Origin of the sequence: Phycicoccus flavus, from assembly GCF_004025965.2 — a bacterium.
GTDB classification, from domain to species: Bacteria; Actinomycetota; Actinomycetes; order Actinomycetales; family Dermatophilaceae; genus Phycicoccus; species Phycicoccus flavus.
In genome coordinates this window covers 1-18,756 of sequence record NZ_SAYU02000042.1, presented here as the reverse complement: position 1 = coordinate 18,756, position 18,756 = coordinate 1, and the positions used below count along the sequence as shown (strand labels likewise).

General features: G+C 73.3%; 16 protein-coding genes. 11 read left to right on the top strand and 5 right to left on the bottom strand.

Annotated features, from left to right (window positions below; translation table 11 throughout):
- The first annotated feature begins 33 nt into the window (after positions 1 to 33).
- On the top strand, positions 34 to 1,083 hold the full coding sequence (locus tag EPD83_RS12905) for an LLM class F420-dependent oxidoreductase (protein WP_165566677.1): 1,050 nt from the start codon (positions 34 to 36) through the stop codon (positions 1,081 to 1,083).
- 43 nt (positions 1,084 to 1,126) lie between these two features.
- The gene (locus tag EPD83_RS12900) at positions 1,127 to 1,990 is read left to right on the top strand and encodes an undecaprenyl-diphosphate phosphatase (protein ID WP_165566676.1); all 864 of its coding nucleotides are present in this window, start codon (positions 1,127 to 1,129) and stop codon (positions 1,988 to 1,990) included.
- A 13-nt stretch (positions 1,991 to 2,003) separates the two neighbouring features.
- On the opposite strand, the gene EPD83_RS12895 is transcribed toward EPD83_RS12900, so the two are convergent.
- Positions 2,004 to 3,002 carry a magnesium and cobalt transport protein CorA gene (locus EPD83_RS12895; RefSeq protein WP_407676029.1) on the bottom strand — a complete coding sequence of 333 codons (999 nt, stop codon included), beginning with the start codon at positions 3,000 to 3,002 and terminating at the stop codon, positions 2,004 to 2,006.
- Positions 3,003 to 3,054: 52 nt separating this feature from the next.
- Here EPD83_RS12895 and EPD83_RS12890 point away from each other — a divergent pair, with 52 nt between their 5' ends.
- The 5 genes from EPD83_RS12890 to EPD83_RS12870 are packed head-to-tail and all read left to right on the top strand — an operon-like array spanning position 3,055 to position 7,243.
- Positions 3,055 to 3,747, top strand: coding sequence for an MSMEG_4193 family putative phosphomutase (locus tag EPD83_RS12890; RefSeq protein WP_128368463.1), 693 nt, complete (start codon positions 3,055 to 3,057; stop codon positions 3,745 to 3,747).
- 41 nt (positions 3,748 to 3,788) lie between these two features.
- Positions 3,789 to 4,298, top strand: a complete 510-nt coding sequence (locus tag EPD83_RS12885) for a DUF3090 domain-containing protein (RefSeq protein WP_165566674.1) — start codon at positions 3,789 to 3,791, stop codon at positions 4,296 to 4,298.
- Positions 4,276 to 5,079, top strand: coding sequence for an SCO1664 family protein (locus EPD83_RS12880; protein ID WP_128366156.1), 804 nt, complete (start codon positions 4,276 to 4,278; stop codon positions 5,077 to 5,079). Before EPD83_RS12885 ends, EPD83_RS12880 begins: the two co-directional genes overlap by 23 nt.
- Positions 5,080 to 5,102: 23 nt before the next feature.
- Entirely contained in the window at positions 5,103 to 6,356 is a 1,254-nt protein-coding gene (gene mshC, locus EPD83_RS12875) for a cysteine--1-D-myo-inosityl 2-amino-2-deoxy-alpha-D-glucopyranoside ligase (RefSeq protein WP_128366155.1), read from the top strand.
- A gap of 44 nt (positions 6,357 to 6,400) precedes the next feature.
- Positions 6,401 to 7,243: a MerR family transcriptional regulator gene (locus tag EPD83_RS12870; protein WP_128366154.1), complete on the top strand. Its 843-nt coding sequence runs from the start codon at positions 6,401 to 6,403 to the stop codon at positions 7,241 to 7,243.
- 57 nt (positions 7,244 to 7,300) lie between these two features.
- Here the strand turns inward: EPD83_RS12870 and EPD83_RS12865 are convergent, their stop codons facing one another.
- The gene (locus tag EPD83_RS12865) at positions 7,301 to 8,170 is read right to left on the bottom strand and encodes a PAC2 family protein (RefSeq protein WP_128366153.1); all 870 of its coding nucleotides are present in this window, start codon (positions 8,168 to 8,170) and stop codon (positions 7,301 to 7,303) included.
- A 59-nt stretch (positions 8,171 to 8,229) separates the two neighbouring features.
- Here EPD83_RS12865 and EPD83_RS12860 point away from each other — a divergent pair, with 59 nt between their 5' ends.
- Entirely contained in the window at positions 8,230 to 8,895 is a 666-nt protein-coding gene (locus tag EPD83_RS12860; protein ID WP_128366152.1) for an HAD family hydrolase, read from the top strand.
- Here EPD83_RS12860 and EPD83_RS12855 read toward each other — a convergent pair.
- Together EPD83_RS12855 and metH are read right to left on the bottom strand one after the other, a co-directional pair.
- The gene (locus tag EPD83_RS12855; protein WP_128366151.1) at positions 8,878 to 9,723 is read right to left on the bottom strand and encodes a RecB family exonuclease; all 846 of its coding nucleotides are present in this window, start codon (positions 9,721 to 9,723) and stop codon (positions 8,878 to 8,880) included. The genes EPD83_RS12860 and EPD83_RS12855 overlap by 18 nt on opposite strands.
- 91 nt (positions 9,724 to 9,814) lie before the next feature.
- The gene (gene metH, locus EPD83_RS12850) at positions 9,815 to 13,609 is read right to left on the bottom strand and encodes a methionine synthase (protein ID WP_128366150.1); all 3,795 of its coding nucleotides are present in this window, start codon (positions 13,607 to 13,609) and stop codon (positions 9,815 to 9,817) included.
- An 85-nt stretch (positions 13,610 to 13,694) separates the two neighbouring features.
- On the opposite strand from metH, the gene EPD83_RS12845 reads away from it, so the two are divergent.
- The 3 genes from EPD83_RS12845 (at position 13,695) to arc (ending at position 17,560) form a co-directional block, all read left to right on the top strand.
- Entirely contained in the window at positions 13,695 to 14,795 is a 1,101-nt protein-coding gene (locus tag EPD83_RS12845; RefSeq protein ID WP_165566673.1) for a site-2 protease family protein, read from the top strand.
- A gap of 10 nt (positions 14,796 to 14,805) precedes the next feature.
- Complete coding sequence (locus EPD83_RS12840) at positions 14,806 to 15,786, top strand: tRNA (adenine-N1)-methyltransferase (RefSeq protein ID WP_128367894.1); 981 nt, start codon at positions 14,806 to 14,808, stop codon at positions 15,784 to 15,786.
- Positions 15,787 to 15,940: 154 nt separating this feature from the next.
- A complete protein-coding gene (gene arc / locus EPD83_RS12835) occupies positions 15,941 to 17,560 on the top strand; it encodes a proteasome ATPase (RefSeq protein WP_235950577.1) in 1,620 nt (539 codons plus the stop codon).
- Positions 17,561 to 18,036: 476 nt separating this feature from the next.
- Here the strand turns inward: arc and EPD83_RS12830 are convergent.
- Positions 18,037 to 18,756, bottom strand: a 720-nt coding sequence (locus EPD83_RS12830) for a peptidoglycan-binding protein (protein WP_165566672.1), incomplete at its 5' end; no start/stop codon positions are given.

Here is an 18,756-nt window from a genome sequence, read left to right as displayed (position 1 = left end):
GGGCGAGCCGGCGCACCGGCTAGCCTGCCCGTCATGCGTCTCGGACTCGCCGGTGGGTATGCAGGCATGGGCATGGGGGAGGACCTCCTCGACCTCGTCCAGGAGGCCGACCGCCTGGGGTACGCCTCGGTGTGGGTCGCCGAGGCGTACGGCTCGGACAGCCCCACGGTGCTGGCCTGGCTCGCCGCGCAGACCGAGCGCATCGGCCTCGGCGCCGGCGTCATGCAGATCCCGGCCCGCACCCCGGCGATGACGGCGATGACCGCCGCGACCCTCGACACCCTCTCCGGCGGACGCTTCCTGCTCGGGCTCGGCGTCTCGGGGCCCCAGGTCAGCGAGGGCTGGCACGGGGTGCCCTTCGCGGCACCGCTCGGCCGCACCCGCGAGTACGTCGACATCGTCCGGGCCGCCCTGCGCCGCGAGAAGGTCGAGTACGACGGGAGGCACTTCACCCTGCCCCTCCCGGACGGACCGGGCAAGGCGCTGCGGCTGACGATCCACCCGCCACGGCCCGACCTGCCGGTCTACCTCGCCGCGGTCGGCCCGAAGAACCTCGCGCTGGCCGGCGAGGTCGCCGACGGCTGGCTCGCGATCTTCCTCTCGCCCGAGCACTCCGGGGAGCACCTCGGCACCGTGCGCGAGGCCCGGGCCGCCGCCGGACGCGGCACGCCCGAGGACCCGATGGACGGCTTCGACGTCGTCGCCAGCGTGCCGGTCGTCGTCACCGACGACCTCGACGCCGCCCGGGCCGCGGTCGCCCCGTACACCGCCCTCTACATCGGCGGCATGGGCAGCCGGGAGCAGAACTTCTACAACCGCCTCGCCCGGTCCATGGGCTTCGAGGAGGCGGCCGACGAGATCCAGGACCTGTACCTCGCCGGACGGCCCCGGGACGCCGCCGCGGCCGTCCCGTTCGAGCTGGCCGACGCCACTGCGCTGCTCGGTCCGCCGGAGCGGATCGCCGAGCGGGTGGGCCGCTACGCCGACGCGGGCGTGACGACCCTGTCCGTCGCCCCGTACGCCCCGAGCACCGAGCACCGGCTCGCCACCCTGCGCCTCATGGCCGAGGTCGTCGGCGGCTGACCCGCCACAGCGCCGGCACAGGGGGCACCCCTAGAGTCTGCGCGTGCCCGTCGAGCTCTCGTACCTGCAAGCCGTCGTCCTCGGGATCGTCGAGGGACTCACCGAGTTCCTCCCCATCTCCTCGACCGGACACCTGACGATCGCCGAGCACCTGCTCGGGCTGCCGGTCGACGACCGGGCCGTCACGGCGTACACGGCGATCATCCAGATCGGCGCCATCGCCGCGACCTTCATCTTCTTCGCGAAGAAGATCGCCCGGCTCTTCCTCGCCTGGGTGCGGGGGCTGTCCTCCGCCCCGGCCCGCGAGGACCGCGACTACGGCCTGGCCTGGGCGGTCGTCGTCGGGTCGCTCCCGGTCGGCGTCGTCGGCTTCCTCGCCCGCGACCTCATCTCCGGCCCGCTGCGCACCCTGTGGGTCGTGGCCATCGGACTCATCGTCTGGAGCGCCGTCATCTGGGTCGCCGAGCAGCGTCACGACGTGCTCCAGCGCGAGGGCCGCCAGCGGGGCGAGAGCGGGGTCACCCTCGTCGACGGCCTCGTCATCGGGCTCGTCCAGTGCTTCGCCCTCGTCCCCGGCGTCTCCCGCTCCGGCGCGACGATCTCGGCCGGCCTCCTGCGCGGCATCAACCGGGTCACCGCCACCGAGCTGTCCTTCTTCATGGCCATCCCGGCCCTCACCGCCGCGGGGCTCTTCGAGCTCCTCCAGGCGCGCGACGACCTCGGCGCCCTCGGGGTGGGGCAGATGCTCGTCGGCATCCTCGTCGCCTTCGCGGTCGCCTACGCCTCCATCGCGTGGCTGCTGCGGTTCGTCGCGACGAACTCGCTGCGCCCGTTCGTCTGGTACCGCGTGGCCCTCGGGGCGGTGCTCGTCGTGGCGCTGTCCTCGGGCTGGATCTCCGCGACCTGACCGGCGGCCGGCCTCAGAGCCAGCCGGCCCGCTTGAACGCGGCGAACAGCCCCCCGCACACGAGCGCCATGGCGAGCAGGGTCAGCGGGAAGCCGTAGGTCAGCTTGAGCTCCGGCATGTTCGTGAAGTTCATCCCGAAGATCCCGGCGATGAGCGTGGGGACGGCCGCGATGGCCACCCAGGCCGAGATCTTGCGCATGTCGTCGTTCTGCTGGACCGACACCTGCGCGAGGTGGGCGTCGAGGATGCCCGAGAGCAGGCTGTCGTAGGACTCGACGTGGTCGATGACCGCGTGCAGGTGGTCGGCGACGTCGCGCAGCAGCAGCCGCAGCTCGCCCTCCGGGACGGGGGAGCGGGGCGAGGCGTAGAGCATCTTCAGCGGCTCGTCCAGCGGCACGACGGCCCGCCGGAACTCGAGCACCTCGCGCTTCAGCCGGTAGATGGCGCGGGTGTCGGTGCGCGCGTCCGAGAAGACGGTCCGCTCCATCTGGTCCAGGTCGGTCGCGACCTCGTCGTCGATCGCGAGGTAGGCGTCGACGACCCGGTCCAGGACGGCGTGGAGCACGGCGAGCGGGCCGAGGCGCAGCCGCTCGGGGTCGGACTCGATCTGCGCCCGGATCCCGGAGAGCGGGCTCACCTCGCCGCGGCGGACCGTGACGACGAACCGGTCGCCGACGAAGACCATGAGCTCGCCGGTCTCGATGTCCGAGGTGCGGTCGATGTAGCGCAGGGGCTTCAGGACGACGAAGACGGTGTCGTCGTAGAGCTCGACCTTGGCCCGCTGCCGTCCGTCGCCGCCGGACTCGACGGCGTCCTCGACGGCCAGCGGGTGCAGGCCGAGCTCGGTGTCGACGGCGTCGAACTCCTCCTGGGTGGGGTCCTTGAGCCCGATCCAGAGGAAGTCGCCGCTGCCGGCGTCGCGCCGGAGCATGGCGAGCTCGTCGGACAGGTCGCCGCAGTCACGGCGGTGCCCGTCCTCGTAGATGGCGCGGTCGACGATCACGCAGGCCATTGTGGGCGACGCCGGTCGGCGGCGGAGCCGGGCACGCCTAGAGTGTCCCGACGTGGCCATCGTCCTGTTGATCCGGCACGGGCACTCCAGCGCCAACGCGGCCGGGGTGCTCGCGGGCTGGACCGAGGGCGTGGGCCTCACCGACACCGGCCGCACCCAGGCGGAGCGGGTCGCGGCCCGGCTGGCGCCGCTGGACGTGGCCCGGGCCTTCTCCAGCCCGCTGCAGCGCTGCCGCGAGACCGTCGCGCTCGCCCTGCCCGGCCTCGAGGCGAGCACCGACGACCGGATCGGGGAGTGCCACTACGGCGCGTGGACCGGCCGGCCGCTCTCGGAGGCCGCGAAGGACCCGCTGTGGCGGACCATCCAGGACGACCCCGCCGCCGCGGTGTTCCCGCCGTCGGAGCAGTACGCCGCCGAGTCGCTGGGCGAGATGGCCGCGCGGGTCGTCGGCGGCGTCCGGGCCCTGGACGCGCAGGTCGAGGAGGAGCACGGCAAGAGCGCGGTCTGGGTGGCGGTGAGCCACGGCGACCCCATCAAGGCGGTCGTCGCCGAGGCCGTCGGCGCCGGGGTGGCCGGTCTCCAGCGCGTCCGGGTCGACCCCGGGACCGTCACCGCCGTCCACGTGACGAGCACCCGCATGGTGCTCCTCGCGAGCAACACCGCCGAGGGCGAGCTGGCCCCGCTGGTCGCGACGCCCAAGGACCACGCGCCCGGGGACTCCACGGTCGGCGGCGCGGCGGGCTGACCGGACGCCGGACGCCGCCGTCCGCGATCTAGGGTGGACACATGCCAGCCACCGTCTTCGACCCGCCGGAGCGCTTCGTCGCCGGCACCGTGGGCCCGCCGGGCGGCCGCACGTTCTTCCTCCAGGCCACCGGCGACGGTCGCGTCGTCTCGGTGTCCCTGGAGAAGGTGCAGGTCAGCGTCCTCGCCGACCGGGTCAACGACCTCCTCGACGCCCACGCCGAGGGCACGGCCACCGAGCCGCTCGGCGACGGCGACACCGACCCCCTCACCGTGCCCATCGAGGACGAGTTCCGGGTCGACACCCTGAGCCTCGCCTGGGACCCCGACCGGCTCGTCCTCGTCATCGAGTGCCACGACCAGGACCCGGAGGAGGTCGAGGAGGGCACCCTGCAGACCCTCCGCGTCGTCCTCCCGCCCGAGTCCGCCCGGGCCTTCGCGCGCCGCTGCGGCAAGGTCATCGCCGCCGGTCGGCCCGCCTGCCCGTTCTGCGGCCAGCCGCTCGACCCCACCGGCCACATCTGCCCCCGTGCCAACGGGTACCGGCGCTGACCTCGAGGAGGTCCTGACCCGAGGGGAGCTGACCCCTCTCGGGCGCATCTCCGGGTCCTCCAACGGCGCGCTGCTGTGCCAGGTCGGTGACCCCGCCGACGGCCTGCTCGCCATCCACAAGCCGCAGGCCACCGAGCGCCGCCTCTGGGACTACCCGGACGGCACGCTCGTCGAGCGCGAGCGCGCCGCCTACCTCGTGAGCGAGGCCGGCGGGTTCGGCGTCGTCCCGCCGACCGTGCTGCGCTCCGGGCCGCTCGGGCGCGGGTCGGTGCAGCTGTGGGTGGGGGACACCGCCGGCCTCGAGCCCGACCCGCTCGTCGACGTCCTCGACCCCGCCGAGGTGCCCGACGGCTGGCTCGTCGTCCTCGAGGGCGAGTCGACCTACGGCGAGCCGGTCGTCGTCGCGCACAGCCCGGAGCCGGTCCTGCGGACCGTCGCCGTCCTGGACGCCGCGCTCAACAACTCCGACCGCAAGGGGAGCCACGTCCTGCGCGACGGCGACGTCGTGCGCGGCTGCGACCACGGGGTGAGCCTGTCCGTCGAGCCCAAGCTGCGCACCGTGCTGTGGGGCTGGGCCGGCGACGAGCTGCCCGAGGCGGACCTCGAGCGGCTGGACCGGCTCGACGCCGCCCTGGCCGACGGGCTGACCGACGACCTCGCCCCCTTGCTCACCGTCGACGAGGTCGGGGCGCTGCGGCACCGCGTGACCATGCTGCTGCGCCGGCGCACCCACCCCCGGCCCCGCGGCGGGTGGCCCGCCATCCCCTGGCCCGCGCTGTAGGCGGCTGCCCGTAGGCTCCCCCCGTGAAGTCGTGGCCCCCACCGTTCGTCCCCGCCGTCCCCGGTCACGGTGAGCCGCTCCGGCTCCACGACACGAGCACCGGCGAGGTCCGGGCCGTCGACGCCGGCGAGACCGCCCGCATCTACGTCTGCGGCATCACCCCGTACGACGCCACCCATCTCGGCCACGCCGCCACCTACGTCACCTTCGACCTCGTCGTCCGGGCCCTGCGCGACAGCGGCCACCGCGTCGAGTACGTGCAGAACGTCACCGACGTCGACGACCCCCTGCTCGAGCGGGCCGCCCGCGACGGCCGGGACTGGCGCGAGCTCGCGACGTCCGAGGTCGACCTGTTCCGCGAGGACATGACCGCGCTGGCCGTCATCCCGCCCGACGCCTTCGAGGGCGTCGTGGAGTCGATGGACGCCATCACCGAGGTCGTCCGGCGGCTGCTCGACACCGGTTCCGCGTACCGCCTGCCCGTGCCCGACGGCGAGGGCAGCGGCGAGGACGTCTACCTCGACCTCGCGGCGGCGCCGACCTTCGGCGAGGTCTCGCACTGGTCGCCCGAGCAGATGGACGAGGTCTTCGCCGACCGCGGGGGCGACCCCGAGCGGCCCGGGAAGCGCGGCCGCTTCGACCCCCTGCTCTGGCGCGCCGCCCGGGCCGACGAGCCGTCGTGGGAGGACACCGTGCTCGGCGCCGGTCGCCCGGGCTGGCACGTCGAGTGCACCGCCATCGCCCTGGCCCACCTCGGGCACCCGTTCGACGTCCAGGGCGGCGGCACCGACCTCGTCTTCCCGCACCACGAGATGAGCGCCGTCCAGTCGGCCGTGGCCACGGGCGACCCGACCTTCGCCCGCCTCTACGTCCACCAGGCGATGGTGGGCCTCGACGGCGGCAAGATGAGCAAGTCCCAGGGCAACCTCGTCCTGGTCTCCCGGCTGCGGGCGGACGGCGTCGACCCGATGGCGGTCCGGCTGCTGCTGCTGGCCCAGCACTACCGCACCGAGTGGGACTACGCCGACGCGCTGCTCGCCGACGCGCAGGCCCGGCTGGAGCGGTGGCGCGAGGCGTTCTCGGTCAACGAGGGCGTGGAGGCCGCCGAGGCCGCCGGCCAGGTGCGGGCCGCCGTCGCCGACGACCTCGACACCGCGCGGGCGCTGGCGGCCGTCGACGCCTGGTGCGAGCGGACGCTGGCCGGTGATGGCTCGGACCCGGCCGGCCCGGGGCTGCTCGCCCGCACCGTCGACGCGGTCCTCGGGATCCGGCTCTGATGAGGGCTTGACCCTCACACGATGAGAGACGCCACGGTGGAGCCATGGACGACACCAAGGACCTGATGTCGATCGGGGAGTTCTCCGCCCGGACCCGGCTCAGCGTGCGCATGCTCCGTCACTACGACGAGCGCGGCGTGCTGACCCCCGCGTCGGTGGACCCCCGCACCGGGTACCGGGGCTACGCCCCGGCCCAGGTGGCCGACGCGCTGCACGTGCGCCGGCTGCGCGACGTCGGGTTCTCCGTGTCCGCCATCGTCGCCGTCCGGGCCGCGACCGGCACCCCCGCGTACACCGAGGCGCTGGACGCCCAGCGCGCGGCGCTCGAGGAGGAGGCCGCGGCCGCTCGCGGACGGCTGGCGCTCATCGACCAGCTGATCTCCCACGAAGGAGCCACCATGTCCGGCATCACCGTCACCCGCACCACCGTCCCCGCCACCACCGTCGTCGCCCTGCGCGGCACCGTGCCCACCTACGCCGACGAGGGCCGGCTGTGGGCGGCCCTCGTCCCCGAGCTGCGGGCCCAGGGCCTGCAGCCGATAGGTCCGGGCGGCTGCATCGAGCACGTCCCCGAGTACGTCGAGCGCGACGTCGACGAGTCGATCTGGCTGCCGGTGGCCCCGGGCTCCACGGCCTCGGCGCCGCTGGAGGTCCTCGAGCTGCCCGAGCGCGCCGTCGTCGTGGCGCGCGTCCAGGGCCCCTACGAGCTCATCGGCGAGGCCCACGCCCGCATCCAGGAGTACCTCGAGGCCGAGGGGCTGACGGCCGCCGCGACGTCCGCGGAGGACCCGGTGGAGGCCAAGGTGTTCAACCGCTACCTCTCCGACCCGAGCACGACCGAGCCCGAGGACCGGGTCACCGAGGTGTGCGTCCCGGTCCGCGGCTGACCGCCCGCGGCGCCCGACCGCCGGGCGCCCGGCCTCCGGCCCTCCGGGGGACGGGCGTCAGGCGCCGACGGGGCCGGTCCCCGGGTCGTCGCTGCCGCGCCGGCGCAGGTAGCGCTCGAACTCCTTGGCGATGGCGTCGCCGCTGGCCTCCGGCAGGTCCGCGGTGTCCTGGGCCTCCTCGAGGCTCTCGACGTACTCGGCGACCTCGGTGTCGGACGCCGCGAGCTCGTCGATGCCGCGCTCCCAGGCGCGGGCGTCCTCGTCGAGGTCGCCGTGCTCGATCGGGCCGTCCAGCAGCTCCTCGAGCCGACCGAGCAGCGCCGAGGTGGCCTTCGGGGAGGGGGTGTGCCCGGCGTAGTGCGGCACCGCGGCCCAGCACGACACCGACGGGATACCGACCTGCTGCGCCGCGTCGGACAGCACGCCGACGATGCCGGTGGGCCCCTCGTAGGAGCTCATCTCCAGGCCGTGCCGGTGGCGGGTGTCCTCGCTGTCCGAGGTCGCCGTCACGGGGATGGGCCGGGAGTGCGCGACGTCGGCCATGAGCGCCCCGAGGGTGACGACCATCGAGACGTCGACGGCCTCGGCGAGCTCCATGAGCTCGATGGCGAAGGCGCGCCAGCGGAAGGAGGGCTCGACGCCCTGGACGAGCACGGCGTCGCGGCCGATCGAGGTGTTGCGGCAGACGAGGACGCGCGTGGTGCGCCAGCTGATCCGGCGCTTGCCGCCCTCGGCGACGACCCGCGGACGGTTGACCTGGAAGTCGTAGTAGTCCTCGGGGTCCAGGGCGGCGACGACGTCGGCGTCCCACACCTGGGCCAGGTGCTCGACCACGGCGCTCGCGGCCTCCCCGGCGTCGTTCCAGCCCTCGAAGGCGGCGATCATCACGGGGTCGCGCAGCTCGCCGATGTCCTCGAGCTCGATCACGGGCATCCTCCTGTCGGGCGGTACGGAGACCACAGTACGGCTCGTTAGGCTGGCGACCCATGAGCCTCCCCGCTGCGGTCCTCTGGGACATGGACGGCACCCTCGTCGACACCGAGCCCTACTGGATCGAGGCGGAGCACCGCATCGTCGAGGAGCACGGCGGGACCTGGTCCGACGAGTTCGCCCACCAGCTCGTCGGCAACGACCTCATGGTCTCCGCGCGCTTCATCCGCGAGCACTCGCCGATCACCTGGGAGCCCGAGCGGATCGTCGACGAGCTGCTGGCCCGCGTCGTCGCCCAGGTGCGCGAGCACGTGCCGTGGCGCCCCGGCGCGCGCGAGCTGCTGGCCGCCCTGGGGGAGGCCGGCGTGCCCTGCGCCCTCGTGACGATGTCGTGGCGGTCGCTGGCCGACGCCGTCGTCGCGGCGCTGCCGGACGGGTCGTTCGCGGCCGTCGTCACCGGCGACGAGGTCGAGCACGGCAAGCCGCACCCCGAGCCCTACCACGCGGCCGCCCGGCAGCTCGGGGTCGACCCGGCCCGCTGCGTGGCCATCGAGGACAGCCCCACCGGCGTGCGCTCGGCGGTGGCGGCCGGCGTGCCGACGCTCGCGGTCCCGCACGTCGTGCCGGTGCCCGACATCGACGGGGCGGTCCGGGCCCCCGACCTGGTCGGGATGACCCCGCAGGGCCTCGGCGACCTCGCCCGGTCACTCGTCGTCGGGTGAGGCGGCGCCCGAGCGGGCGGGGTCGAGGGCGATGAGCCCCGCGCCGTCGGGCAGCGGCGGGGGAGTGCCGCCGAACTCGGGGCAGAACTGCTGGAAGTCGCACCAGCCGCACAGCTTCGAGGTGCGCGGCCGCCAGTCGCCGCTGCGGGCGGCGCGGACGACGGCGTCCCAGATGGCCCGGACGTTGCGCTCGACGGCCAGCAGGTCGCGCTCGTCCGGGACGTAGCGGACGACCTCGCCGTTGCCGAGGTAGACGAGCTGGAGCATCCGCGGGACCTCGCCACGCAGCCGCCACAGCACGAGGGCGTAGAACTTCATCTGGAACAGCGCCTTGGCCTCGAAGGCCTCACCGGGGGAGCGGCCGGTCTTGTAGTCGACGACCCGCATCGCGCCGTCGGGGGCGACGTCGAGCCGGTCGACGTACCCGCGCAGGGTCAGCCCCTCGATCTCGGTCTCGACGTAGAGCTCGCGCGCCTCGGGCTCCAGGCGGGTGGGGTCCTCGAGGCCGAACCACTGCTCGACGAGGCCGCGCGCCCCCGCGAGCCAGGTCTCCTCGGTGAGGGCGTCGTCCTCCTCGACCATCGTCGCGAGCTCGGGACGGTCCTCGACGAGGGCGCGCCACCGCGGCTCGAGGAGGGCGGCCGCGGCCGTGGGTGTCCGCTGCGCGGCCGGGAGCTCGAAGAGGTGCTCGAGCACGGCGTGCACGAGGGTGCCGCGCGCGGCCGCGGGGGACGGGGGACCCTCGAGCTTGTCGATGGTCCGGAACCGGAAGAGCAGCGGACACTGCTTGAAGTCCGCGGCACGGCTCGGCGACAGGGCGGGGGTCATGCCGCACACCGTAGGCGGGGCCGCCGACACGGTCACGCCGCCACCCCGGCACCCGTCCGTCACGGTGCCGTCGACCCGCCGGGGGGCCGGGTCAGTCGTCGGGGGTGTAGCCGAGGTTCGGGCCCAGCCAGCGCTCGGCGGTCGCGAGGTCCCAGCCCTTGCGGGCGGCGTAGTCCTCGACCTGGTCCCGGCCGAGCCGCCCGACGACGAAGTACTGGCTCTCCGGGTGCGCGAAGTACCAGCCGGAGACCGACGCCCCCGGCCACATCGCCATCGACTCGGTGAGGCGGACCCCGGTGCGCTCCTCGCCGCCGAGGAGCTCCATGAGCGTCTCCTTCTCGGTGTGGTCCGGGCAGGCCGGGTAGCCGGGCGCCGGGCGGATCCCGCGGTAGCGCTCGGCGATGAGCGCGTCGCTGTCCAGCCGCTCGTCGCCGGCGTACCCCCACAGGTCGGTGCGCACCCGCTGGTGCAGGCGCTCGGCGAAGGCCTCGGCCAGCCGGTCCGCCAGGGCCTCGAGCATGATCGCCGAGTAGTCGTCGAGGTCGGCCTTGAACCGGGCCAGGTGCTCCTCGAGCCCGAGACCGGCGGTCACCGAGAAGGCCCCGACGTGGTCGCGCAGGCCGGTCTCCTTGGGCGCCACGAAGTCCGACAGGCACTTGTTGGCCACGCCCTCGCGGTGGCGCCCCTGCTGGCGCAGGCCGTGCAGGGTTGCGCGCACCTGGTCGCGGTCCTCGCCCGTGTAGACCTCGAGGTCGTCGCCGACCGCGCTGGCCGGGAAGATGCCGACGACGCCGCGCGGCGCCAGCCAGTGCTCGCGCTCGATGCGGTCGAGCATCCGGCGGGCGTCGTCGAACAGCGAGCGCGCCTGCTCCGAGGTGGTCGGGTTGTTGAGCACGTCGGGGTAGCGGCCGCGGATCTCCCAGGCGAGGAAGAACGGCGTCCAGTCGATGTACTCGCGCAGGTCGGCGACCGGGTAGTCCTCCCAGACCCGGGTGAACTGCGGGGTCCGGCGGGTCCGGCTGCCCTGCGGCGCCGACCAGCGATCGCCCTCCTGCTGCGCGAGCAGGTGGGGGCGCACCGGCCGGTGGCCGGTCCAGTCGAGTGCGGGCGCGTTGGCGCGCGCGGTCTCCAGGTCGACCAGCGGTCGCTCACCGGACTTCGCGGCGTGCCGCGTGCGCAGCGAGGCGTACTCGGCCGAGACCTCGCCGACGAAGTCGTCGCGCTGGGTGTCCGAGAGCAGCCGGCTGACGACGGGGACCGAGCGCGAGGCGTCCTTGACCCAGACGACGGGCCCGGAGTACTGCTCGTCGACCTTGACCGCCGTGTGCGCCTTGGAGGTCGTCGCCCCGCCGAGCAGCAGCGGGACGGTGAATCCCTGACGCTCCATCTCGGCCGCGACCCGGACCATCTCGTCCAGGCTCGGGGTGATGAGGCCGGAGAGCCCGATGACGTCGGCCTTCTCCTCGCGCGCGGTGTCGAGGATCTTCTGCATGGGGACCATGACGCCGAGGTCGACGACGTCGTAGTTGTTGCACTGGAGGACGACCCCGACGATGTTCTTGCCGATGTCGTGGACGTCGCCCTTGACGGTCGCGGTGACGACCTTGCCCTTGGACCTGCTGCGCGCCGCCTCGTCCTTCTCGGCCTCGATGTACGGCACGAGGTGGGCGACGGCCTTCTTCATGACCCGCGCCGACTTCACCACCTGCGGCAGGAACATCTTGCCGGACCCGAAGAGGTCGCCGACGACGTTCATCCCGTCCATGAGCGGGCCCTCGATGACCTCGAGCGGGCGGCCGCCGGCCTCCTCGATCTCGGCCCGCAGCGCCTCGGTGTCGTCGACGACGTGGTCGTCGATGCCCTTGACGAGCGAGTGCGTGATCCGCTCGCGCAGCGGGAGCGAGCGCCACTCGTCGGTGCGGGCCTCGGCCTGCTCGCCGTCGGAGCGGAACTCCTCGGCCAGCGCCAGCAGCGCCTCGGTGGCGGCCTGGGGGTCGCCGGTCCGGTTCAGCACGACGTCCTCGATGGCCTCGCGCAGCCGCGGGTCGAGGGTGTCGTAGGGGACGAGCGCGCCGGCGTTGACGATGCCCATGTCCATGCCGGCGCGGATGGCGTGGTAGAGGAACACCGCGTGGATGGCCTCGCGGACGGCGTTGTTGCCGCGGAAGCTGAAGGAGACGTTCGAGACCCCGCCGGAGACGCTCGCGTGCGGCAGGTTCTGCGAGATCCACCGGGTGGCCTCGACGAAGTCGGTGCCGTAGGCGGCGTGCTCCTCGATGCCGGTGGCGACGGCGAAGACGTTGGGGTCGAAGATCACGTCCTCGGGCGGCATGCCGACCTCGTCGACGAGGATCCGGTAGGCGCGCTCGCAGATCTCCGTGCGGCGGGCCAGGGTGTCGGCCTGCCCCTGCTCGTCGAAGGCCATGACGACGACCGCGGCGCCGTGCTTGCGGGCCAGGCGGGCGTGCTCGACGAACGGCTCGACGCCCTCCTTCATCGAGATGGAGTTGATGATCGCCTTGCCCTGGGTCACCTTGAGGCCGGCCTCGATGACCTCCCACTTGCTGGAGTCGACCATGACCGGCACCCGGCAGATGTCGGGCTCGGAGGCGACGAGCTTGAGGAAGCGCTCCATGGCCGCGACGCCGTCGATCATCCCCTCGTCCATGTTGACGTCGATGACCTGGGCGCCGCTCTCGACCTGCTGGCGCGCGACCGACAGTGCGGTGCCGTAGTCCTCGTCGCGGATGAGCCGGCGGAAGCGGGCCGAGCCGGTGATGTTCGTCCGCTCGCCGATGTTGACGAAGAGGCTGTCCTCGTCGACGACCAGCGGCTCGAGCCCGGACAGCCGCAGGGCCGGGGTCAGGACGGCGGGCTCGCGGACGGTGCCGGCGTCGACGGCCTTGGCGATGGCGGCCACGTGGTCGGGGGTCGTCCCGCAGCACCCGCCGACGACGTTGACCAGCCCGGCGGACGCGAACTCGCCGACGACCTCGGCCATCGAGTCCGGAGACTCGTCGTACTCGCCGAAGGCGTTGGGCAGGCCGGCGTTCGGGTGCGCGGTGACGAAGCAGTCGGCGAGCCGGGCCAGCTCGGCGACGTAGGGCCGCAGCTCGGCCGCGCCGAGCGCGCAGTTGAGCCCGACGGCGAGGGGCCGGGCGTGGCGCACCGAGTACCAGAAGGCCTCGGTGACCTGTCCGGACAGGGTGCGCCCCGAGGCGTCGGTGATCGTCCCGGAGATCATCACCGGCCAGCGGCGCCCGTGCTCCTCGAACAGCGTCTCCAGGGCGAAGACCGCGGCCTTGGCGTTGAGGGTGTCGAAGACGGTCTCGACGAGCAGGACGTCCGCGCCCCCGTCGACGAGGCCGCGGGCCTGCTCCAGGTAGGCCTCGACGAGCGTGTCGAAGGTGACGTTGCGGGCCGCGGGGTCGTTGACGTCGGGGGAGATCGACGCCGTGCGGTTCGTCGGTCCGAGCGTCCCGAGCACCCAGCGCGGACGGTCCGGGGTGCGCTCGGTGGCGGCGTCGCAGGCCGCGCGGGCCAGGGAGGCGGCCGCGACGTTCATCTCGTACGCGAGGTCGGCCATGTCGTAGTCGGCCAGGGAGATGCGCTGGGCGTTGAAGGTGTTCGTCTCGACGAGGTCGGCCCCGGCCTCGAGGTAGGCGTCGTGGATCTCGCGGATGACGTCCGGGCGGGTGAGCGAGAGCAGGTCGTTGTTGCCGCGCAGGTCGCTGCCGTGGTCGGCGAAGCGCTCGCCGCGGTAGTCCTCCTCGGTCAGCTGCCGCGCCTGGATCATCGTCCCCATCGCGCCGTCGAGGACGAGGACCCGCTCCCGCAGGGCGGTGCTCAGGGCGTCGGTGGCGTCGGGCCGGTGCTGCTCGGTCACGACTGTCGGGGTCCTCTCGCGTCGGTGGAACGGACGGCGGTGGGCAAGGGATCAGTATGCCGTCCGGCTCACGTAGGGTCCTGCCATGTCCACCTCGCCGCAGGCCCCGGCGGGTGCGCTGCGCATCGGCGGAGTCTCGGGGGTGCCGGTCTACCTCGACCGCACCTGGCTCATCCTCGGCGCGTTCATCGCGTTCACCGGCTACCGCGCCGGCGTCGAGCGCGGCACCGGGTTCGCCGTCGCCTACGCCGCCTGGCTCGTCGTCGCCATCCTCCTCGCGGTGCTCGGGCACGAGGTCGGTCACGCCGTCGTCGCCCGCGGCCTCGGCTTCCGGGTGCACCGCATCGTCGCGACGCTCTGGGGCGGGCACACCGCCTACGACGGCACGGGCGCCACCCCCGGCCGCACGGCGCTCGTCGCCCTCGCCGGCCCGGCCGTCAACGGGGCCCTCGCCGCGCTGGCCGCCGTCGCGTACGTCTCGCTGGCCGAGCCCGCCGCGACCTTCGCCTGGTCCTTCGCCCTGCTCAACGCGCTGCTCGCCGGCTTCAACCTCCTGCCCGGGCTGCCCCTGGACGGTGGCGCGGCGCTGCAGTCGCTCGTCTGGGCCGTCACCGGCCGCCGCGACCTCGGCCTCGTCGTCGCCGGGTGGATCGGGCGGGCCGTCGCCGCGGGGCTCGTCGTGTGGTTCGTCCTCCTGCCGGTGGTGCGGGGCGGACGTCCCGACCTCATCGACGTCGTCGTCGTGCTCGTCATGGGGTGGGTGCTGTGGACCGGGGCCACGGCCGCCATCCGCCGCGCGCCCGTCGAGCGCATCGTCGACCGGGTGACGGTCGGCGACACCGCGGCCCGCGCCGTCGTGCTCCCGCCCGACACGACGCTGGACGAGGCCCGGGCCCACCCGGACCTCGTCGTCTGTCTCGACGCCACGGGCCGCCCCACCCTCTTCCTCGCCCAGTCGCCGGGGGAGGACCCGCCCGGCTCGACGCCCATCGCGTCGGTCGTGCGGCGGCTGCCGGACGGCAACGTCGTCGAGGCCGGGCCGGCCGACGGCCTGGCGCCGGTGCTGCGGGCGATGGGCGAGTCCGGTGTCGGCCTCGTCGTCCTCACCCGGGGCGGCGAGGTGTGGGGCGTCACCTCCGCCCAGGCCGTCGACGCCGCGGCGAGGCGGGACCGGGCGCGCACCTAGACTCGCCCGCATGACCGCCACCGGAGCCGACCGCCGCCGGGGTCCCTTCGCCGAGGGCGACCGCGTGCAGCTGACCGACCCCAAGGGTCGCCTCCACACCATCACCCTCGCCGCCGGCAAGCAGTTCCACACCCACCGCGGGCACCTCGCCCACGACGACCTCGTCGGCCGGCCGGACGGCTCGACGGTGACGAACACCGCCGGGGTCGAGTACCTCGCCCTGCGACCGCTGCTGTCGGACTGGGTGATGTCGATGCCGCGGGGCGCCGCGGTCGTCTACCCCAAGGACTCCGGCCAGATCGTCATGATGGCCGACGTCTTCCCCGGCGCCACCGTCGTCGAGGCCGGCGTCGGGTCCGGCGCGCTGTCGATGTCGCTGCTGCGGGCCGTGGGGGACACCGGGCGGGTGCTGTCCTTCGAGCGCCGCGAGGACTTCGCCGACATCGCCCGCGGCAACGCCCGCGAGTTCTTCGGCGGCGACCACCCGGCGTGGACGGTGACGGTCGGCGACCTCGTCGAGTCGCTGCCCGAGGCGGTCGACGCCGGCAGCGTCGACCGGGTCGTCCTCGACATGCTCGCGCCGTGGGAGTGCCTCGACGTCGTCGCCGACGCCCTCGCGCCCGGCGGTGTCCTCATCTGCTACGTCGCGACGGCCACCCAGCTGTCGAAGGTCGCCGAGGCGATGCGTGACCACGGCACCTTCACCGAGCCGCAGGCGTGGGAGTCCCTCGTGCGCGGCTGGCACCTCGAGGGCCTGGCCGTCCGCCCGCAGCACCGCATGCACGGGCACACCGGCTTCCTCGTCACCACCCGCCGCCTGGCGCCGGGCGTCACGCCGCCGCTGCGCAAGCGCCGGCCCGGCCGCGGCTACGTCACGGTCGAGGAGGCCGGCGATGAGGACTGGACGCCGGAGGGCGTCGGCGAGCGGGTCCCGTCGGACAAGAAGGTGCGCAAGGTGCGCCGTTCGGTATCCGGGACCTCCGCGCCCTGACCAGGTCGGGGAGTTATCGTCGGGTATGAGCACCGACGAGCCCCGTGACCAGCAGGGCAGCCGCGAGCGGCTGGAGGCCGAGCGGCGCTCCCTCGAGGCCGAGCTCGCCGCGCTGCGGGCCCGGGGCGAGGCCAGCCCGGCGCAGATCCGGTCGATGGAACGCGACCTCGCCTCGCTCCGCTCCCAGATCGCGACGCTGTCCGCCCAGAACGAGCGCCTCGTGCGCACCCTGCGCGACGCCCGCGAGCAGATCGTCACGCTGAAGTCCGAGGTCGACCGGCTGGCTCAGCCGCCGGCCGCCTACGGCACCGTCATCGAGCTGTTCGAGGACGGCACCGCCGACATCCTCACCAGCGGCCGCAAGATGCACGTCGCCGTCAGCCCCTCGATCGAGTCCGCGGACCTCGCGCCCGGCCGCGAGGTCATGCTCAACGAGGCGATGAACGTCGTCGCCGCCCACGGGTACGAGACCGTCGGAGAGGTCGTCCTGTGCAAGGAGCTGCTCGAGGACGGCCGGGTGCTCGTCGTCGCCCAGGCCGACGAGGAGCGGGTCTGCCGGGTGGCCGCCTCGCTCGCCGACGAGGTCGTCCGGGCGGGTGACGCGCTGCTGCTCGAGCCGCGCTCGGGCTTCGTCTACGAGCGGATCCCCAAGGCCGAGGTCGCCGACCTCGTGCTCGAGGAGGTCCCGGACATCGGCTACCAGGACATCGGCGGGCTCGGCGGACAGATCGAGGCCATCCGCGACGCCGTCGAGCTGCCCTACCTGCACCCCGACCTCTACACCGACCACCAGCTGAAGCCGCCGAAGGGCGTCCTGCTCTACGGCCCGCCCGGCTGCGGCAAGACGATGATCGCCAAGGCGGTCGCCGCGTCGCTGTCGCGCAAGGTCGCCGAGAAGGAGGGACGGGAGCCCGGGAAGTCGTACTTCCTCAACATCAAGGGCCCCGAGCTGCTCAACAAGTACGTCGGCGAGACCGAGCGGCACATCCGGCTGATCTTCCAGCGCGCCCGGGAGAAGTCGAACGAGGGCTACCCGGTCGTCGTCTTCTTCGACGAGATGGAGTCGCTGTTCCGCACCCGCGGCTCCGGGGTGAGCTCGGACGTCGAGACGACGATCGTCCCGCAGCTGCTCGCCGAGATCGACGGCGTCGAGGGGCTGGAGAACGTCATCGTCATCGGCGCCTCGAACCGCGAGGACATGATCGACCCCGCCATCCTGCGACCCGGCCGCCTCGACGTGAAGATCAAGATCGAGCGCCCCGACGCCGAGTCCGCGCGCGACATCTTCGCCAAGTACCTCACCGTCGGGCTGCCGCTGCACCCCGACGACGTCGCGCAGAACGGCGGCTCCGACGACGCCACCGTCCAGGCGATGATCGACGCCGTCGTGCTGCGGATGTACAGCGAGGAGGAGGAGAACCGCTTCCTCGAGGTCACCTACGCCGGCGGCGACAAGGAGATCCTGTACTTCAAGGACTTCAACTCCGGCGCGATGATCCAGAACATCGTCGACCGGGCGAAGAAGATGGCCATCAAGGACCTCCTCGACACCGGCCAGCGCGGGCTGCGGGTCGACCACCTGCTCAGCTCGTGCACCGACGAGTTCCGCGAGAACGAGGACCTGCCGAACACGACCAACCCCGACGACTGGGCGCGCATCTCTGGCAAGAAGGGCGAGCGGATCGTCTACATCCGCACGCTCATCAAGACCAAGGAGGGCTCCGAGCCCGGCAAGTCCATCAGCACCGTCGCCAACACCGGCCAGTACCTCTGACCCGGGCTCCTAACTTTCTCGCCTGATCCCGGAACCTTTGGGTTCGCCGGAGTTCGGTGAGTGCGCGAACCCGAACCTTCCGGTGCGCACCCCAACCTTCGGGTTCGCCGGGGTTCGGTGGGTGCGCGAACCCGAACCTTCCGGTGCGCACGTCGACCTTGGGGTTCGCCGGGGTTCGGTGGGTGCGCGGACCCGAACCTTCCGGTGCGCACGGCGACCTTCGGGTTCGCCGGGGTTCGGTGGGTGCGCGGACCTGAACGTTCCGGTGCGCACGGCGACCTTTGGGTTCGCCGGGGTTCGGTGGGTGCGCGGACCTGAACCTTCCGGTGCGCACGGCGACCTTGGGGTTCGCCGGGGTTCGGTGGGTGCGCGGACCTGAACCTTCCGGTGCGCACGGCGACCTTCGGGTTCGCCGGGGTTCGGTGGGTGCGCAAACCCGAACCTTCCGGGATCAGGCGAGAAAGGTGAGGCGGGGGTCAGGCTTCGAGGGCCTGCCAGGTGTCGGAGCCGACGATGCCGTCGACGACGAGGCTGCGCGAGCCCTGGAAGCTGCGCACCTTGCTGTCGGTCCCGGACCCGAAGACGCCGTCGACGGTCGTCGAGAAGCCCTTGGCGGTCAGGCACGTCTGCACCCCACGGACGGCGTCGCCCGAGGAGCCGCTGCGCACGGTCACCACGAGCGCGGTCCACGTGTTCGTGCCGACGATGCCGTCGACGGAGAGCCCGCGGGAGGACTGGAACGAGCGCACGACGCCGTCCGTCCCCGAGCCGAAGATCCCGTCGGCGCTCAGGGAGTAGCCGCGCTGGCGCAGCAGGTACTGCGCGGTCCGCACCCGGAAGCCCGAGTCGCCCTGCCGGACCGTCGTCCAGTGGATGGGCTCGGGGTTCGGCGTGCCGCCCCCACCGCCGATCGACGCCGCCAGGGTGGCCAGCCGCGAGTCGCCCGGACCGACGTTGATCTCGAAGTGCATCTCGTCCTTGCGCGAGGAGTAGTCCCCTCCCCAGCGCACGACGCCGTTGCACCGGGTGAGGATGGTCCGGATCGCCGACACCTGCGCCGAGCTGAACGTGCCGACCGCGCCGAGCGGGTGGTCCGGGGCGTTGCAGTCGATGGCGGTGCCGCTGGAGTGGTTGGACAGGGTGGTGCTCCCGGAGATCTCGCGGTAGCTGTGACCCCAGCAGCCGGGGGAGTAGAG

Bases quoted from the DNA above. Each gene is read 5' to 3' on its own strand.
- EPD83_RS12905 (WP_165566677.1), top strand. From the start codon at position 34: ATGCGTCTCGGACTCGCCGGTGGGTATGCAGGCATGGGCATGGGGGAG.
- EPD83_RS12895 (WP_407676029.1), bottom strand. From the start codon at position 3,002: ATGGCCTGCGTGATCGTCGACCGCGCCATCTACGAGGACGGGCACCGC.
- EPD83_RS12885 (WP_165566674.1), top strand. From the start codon at position 3,789: ATGCCAGCCACCGTCTTCGACCCGCCGGAGCGCTTCGTCGCCGGCACC.
- EPD83_RS12870 (WP_128366154.1), top strand. From the start codon at position 6,401: ATGGACGACACCAAGGACCTGATGTCGATCGGGGAGTTCTCCGCCCGG.
- EPD83_RS12860 (WP_128366152.1), top strand. From the start codon at position 8,230: ATGAGCCTCCCCGCTGCGGTCCTCTGGGACATGGACGGCACCCTCGTC.
- EPD83_RS12855 (WP_128366151.1), bottom strand. From the start codon at position 9,723: ATGACCCCCGCCCTGTCGCCGAGCCGTGCCGCGGACTTCAAGCAGTGT.
- EPD83_RS12845 (WP_165566673.1), top strand. From the start codon at position 13,695: ATGTCCACCTCGCCGCAGGCCCCGGCGGGTGCGCTGCGCATCGGCGGA.
- EPD83_RS12840 (WP_128367894.1), top strand. From the start codon at position 14,806: ATGACCGCCACCGGAGCCGACCGCCGCCGGGGTCCCTTCGCCGAGGGC.
- arc (WP_235950577.1), top strand. From the start codon at position 15,941: ATGGAACGCGACCTCGCCTCGCTCCGCTCCCAGATCGCGACGCTGTCC.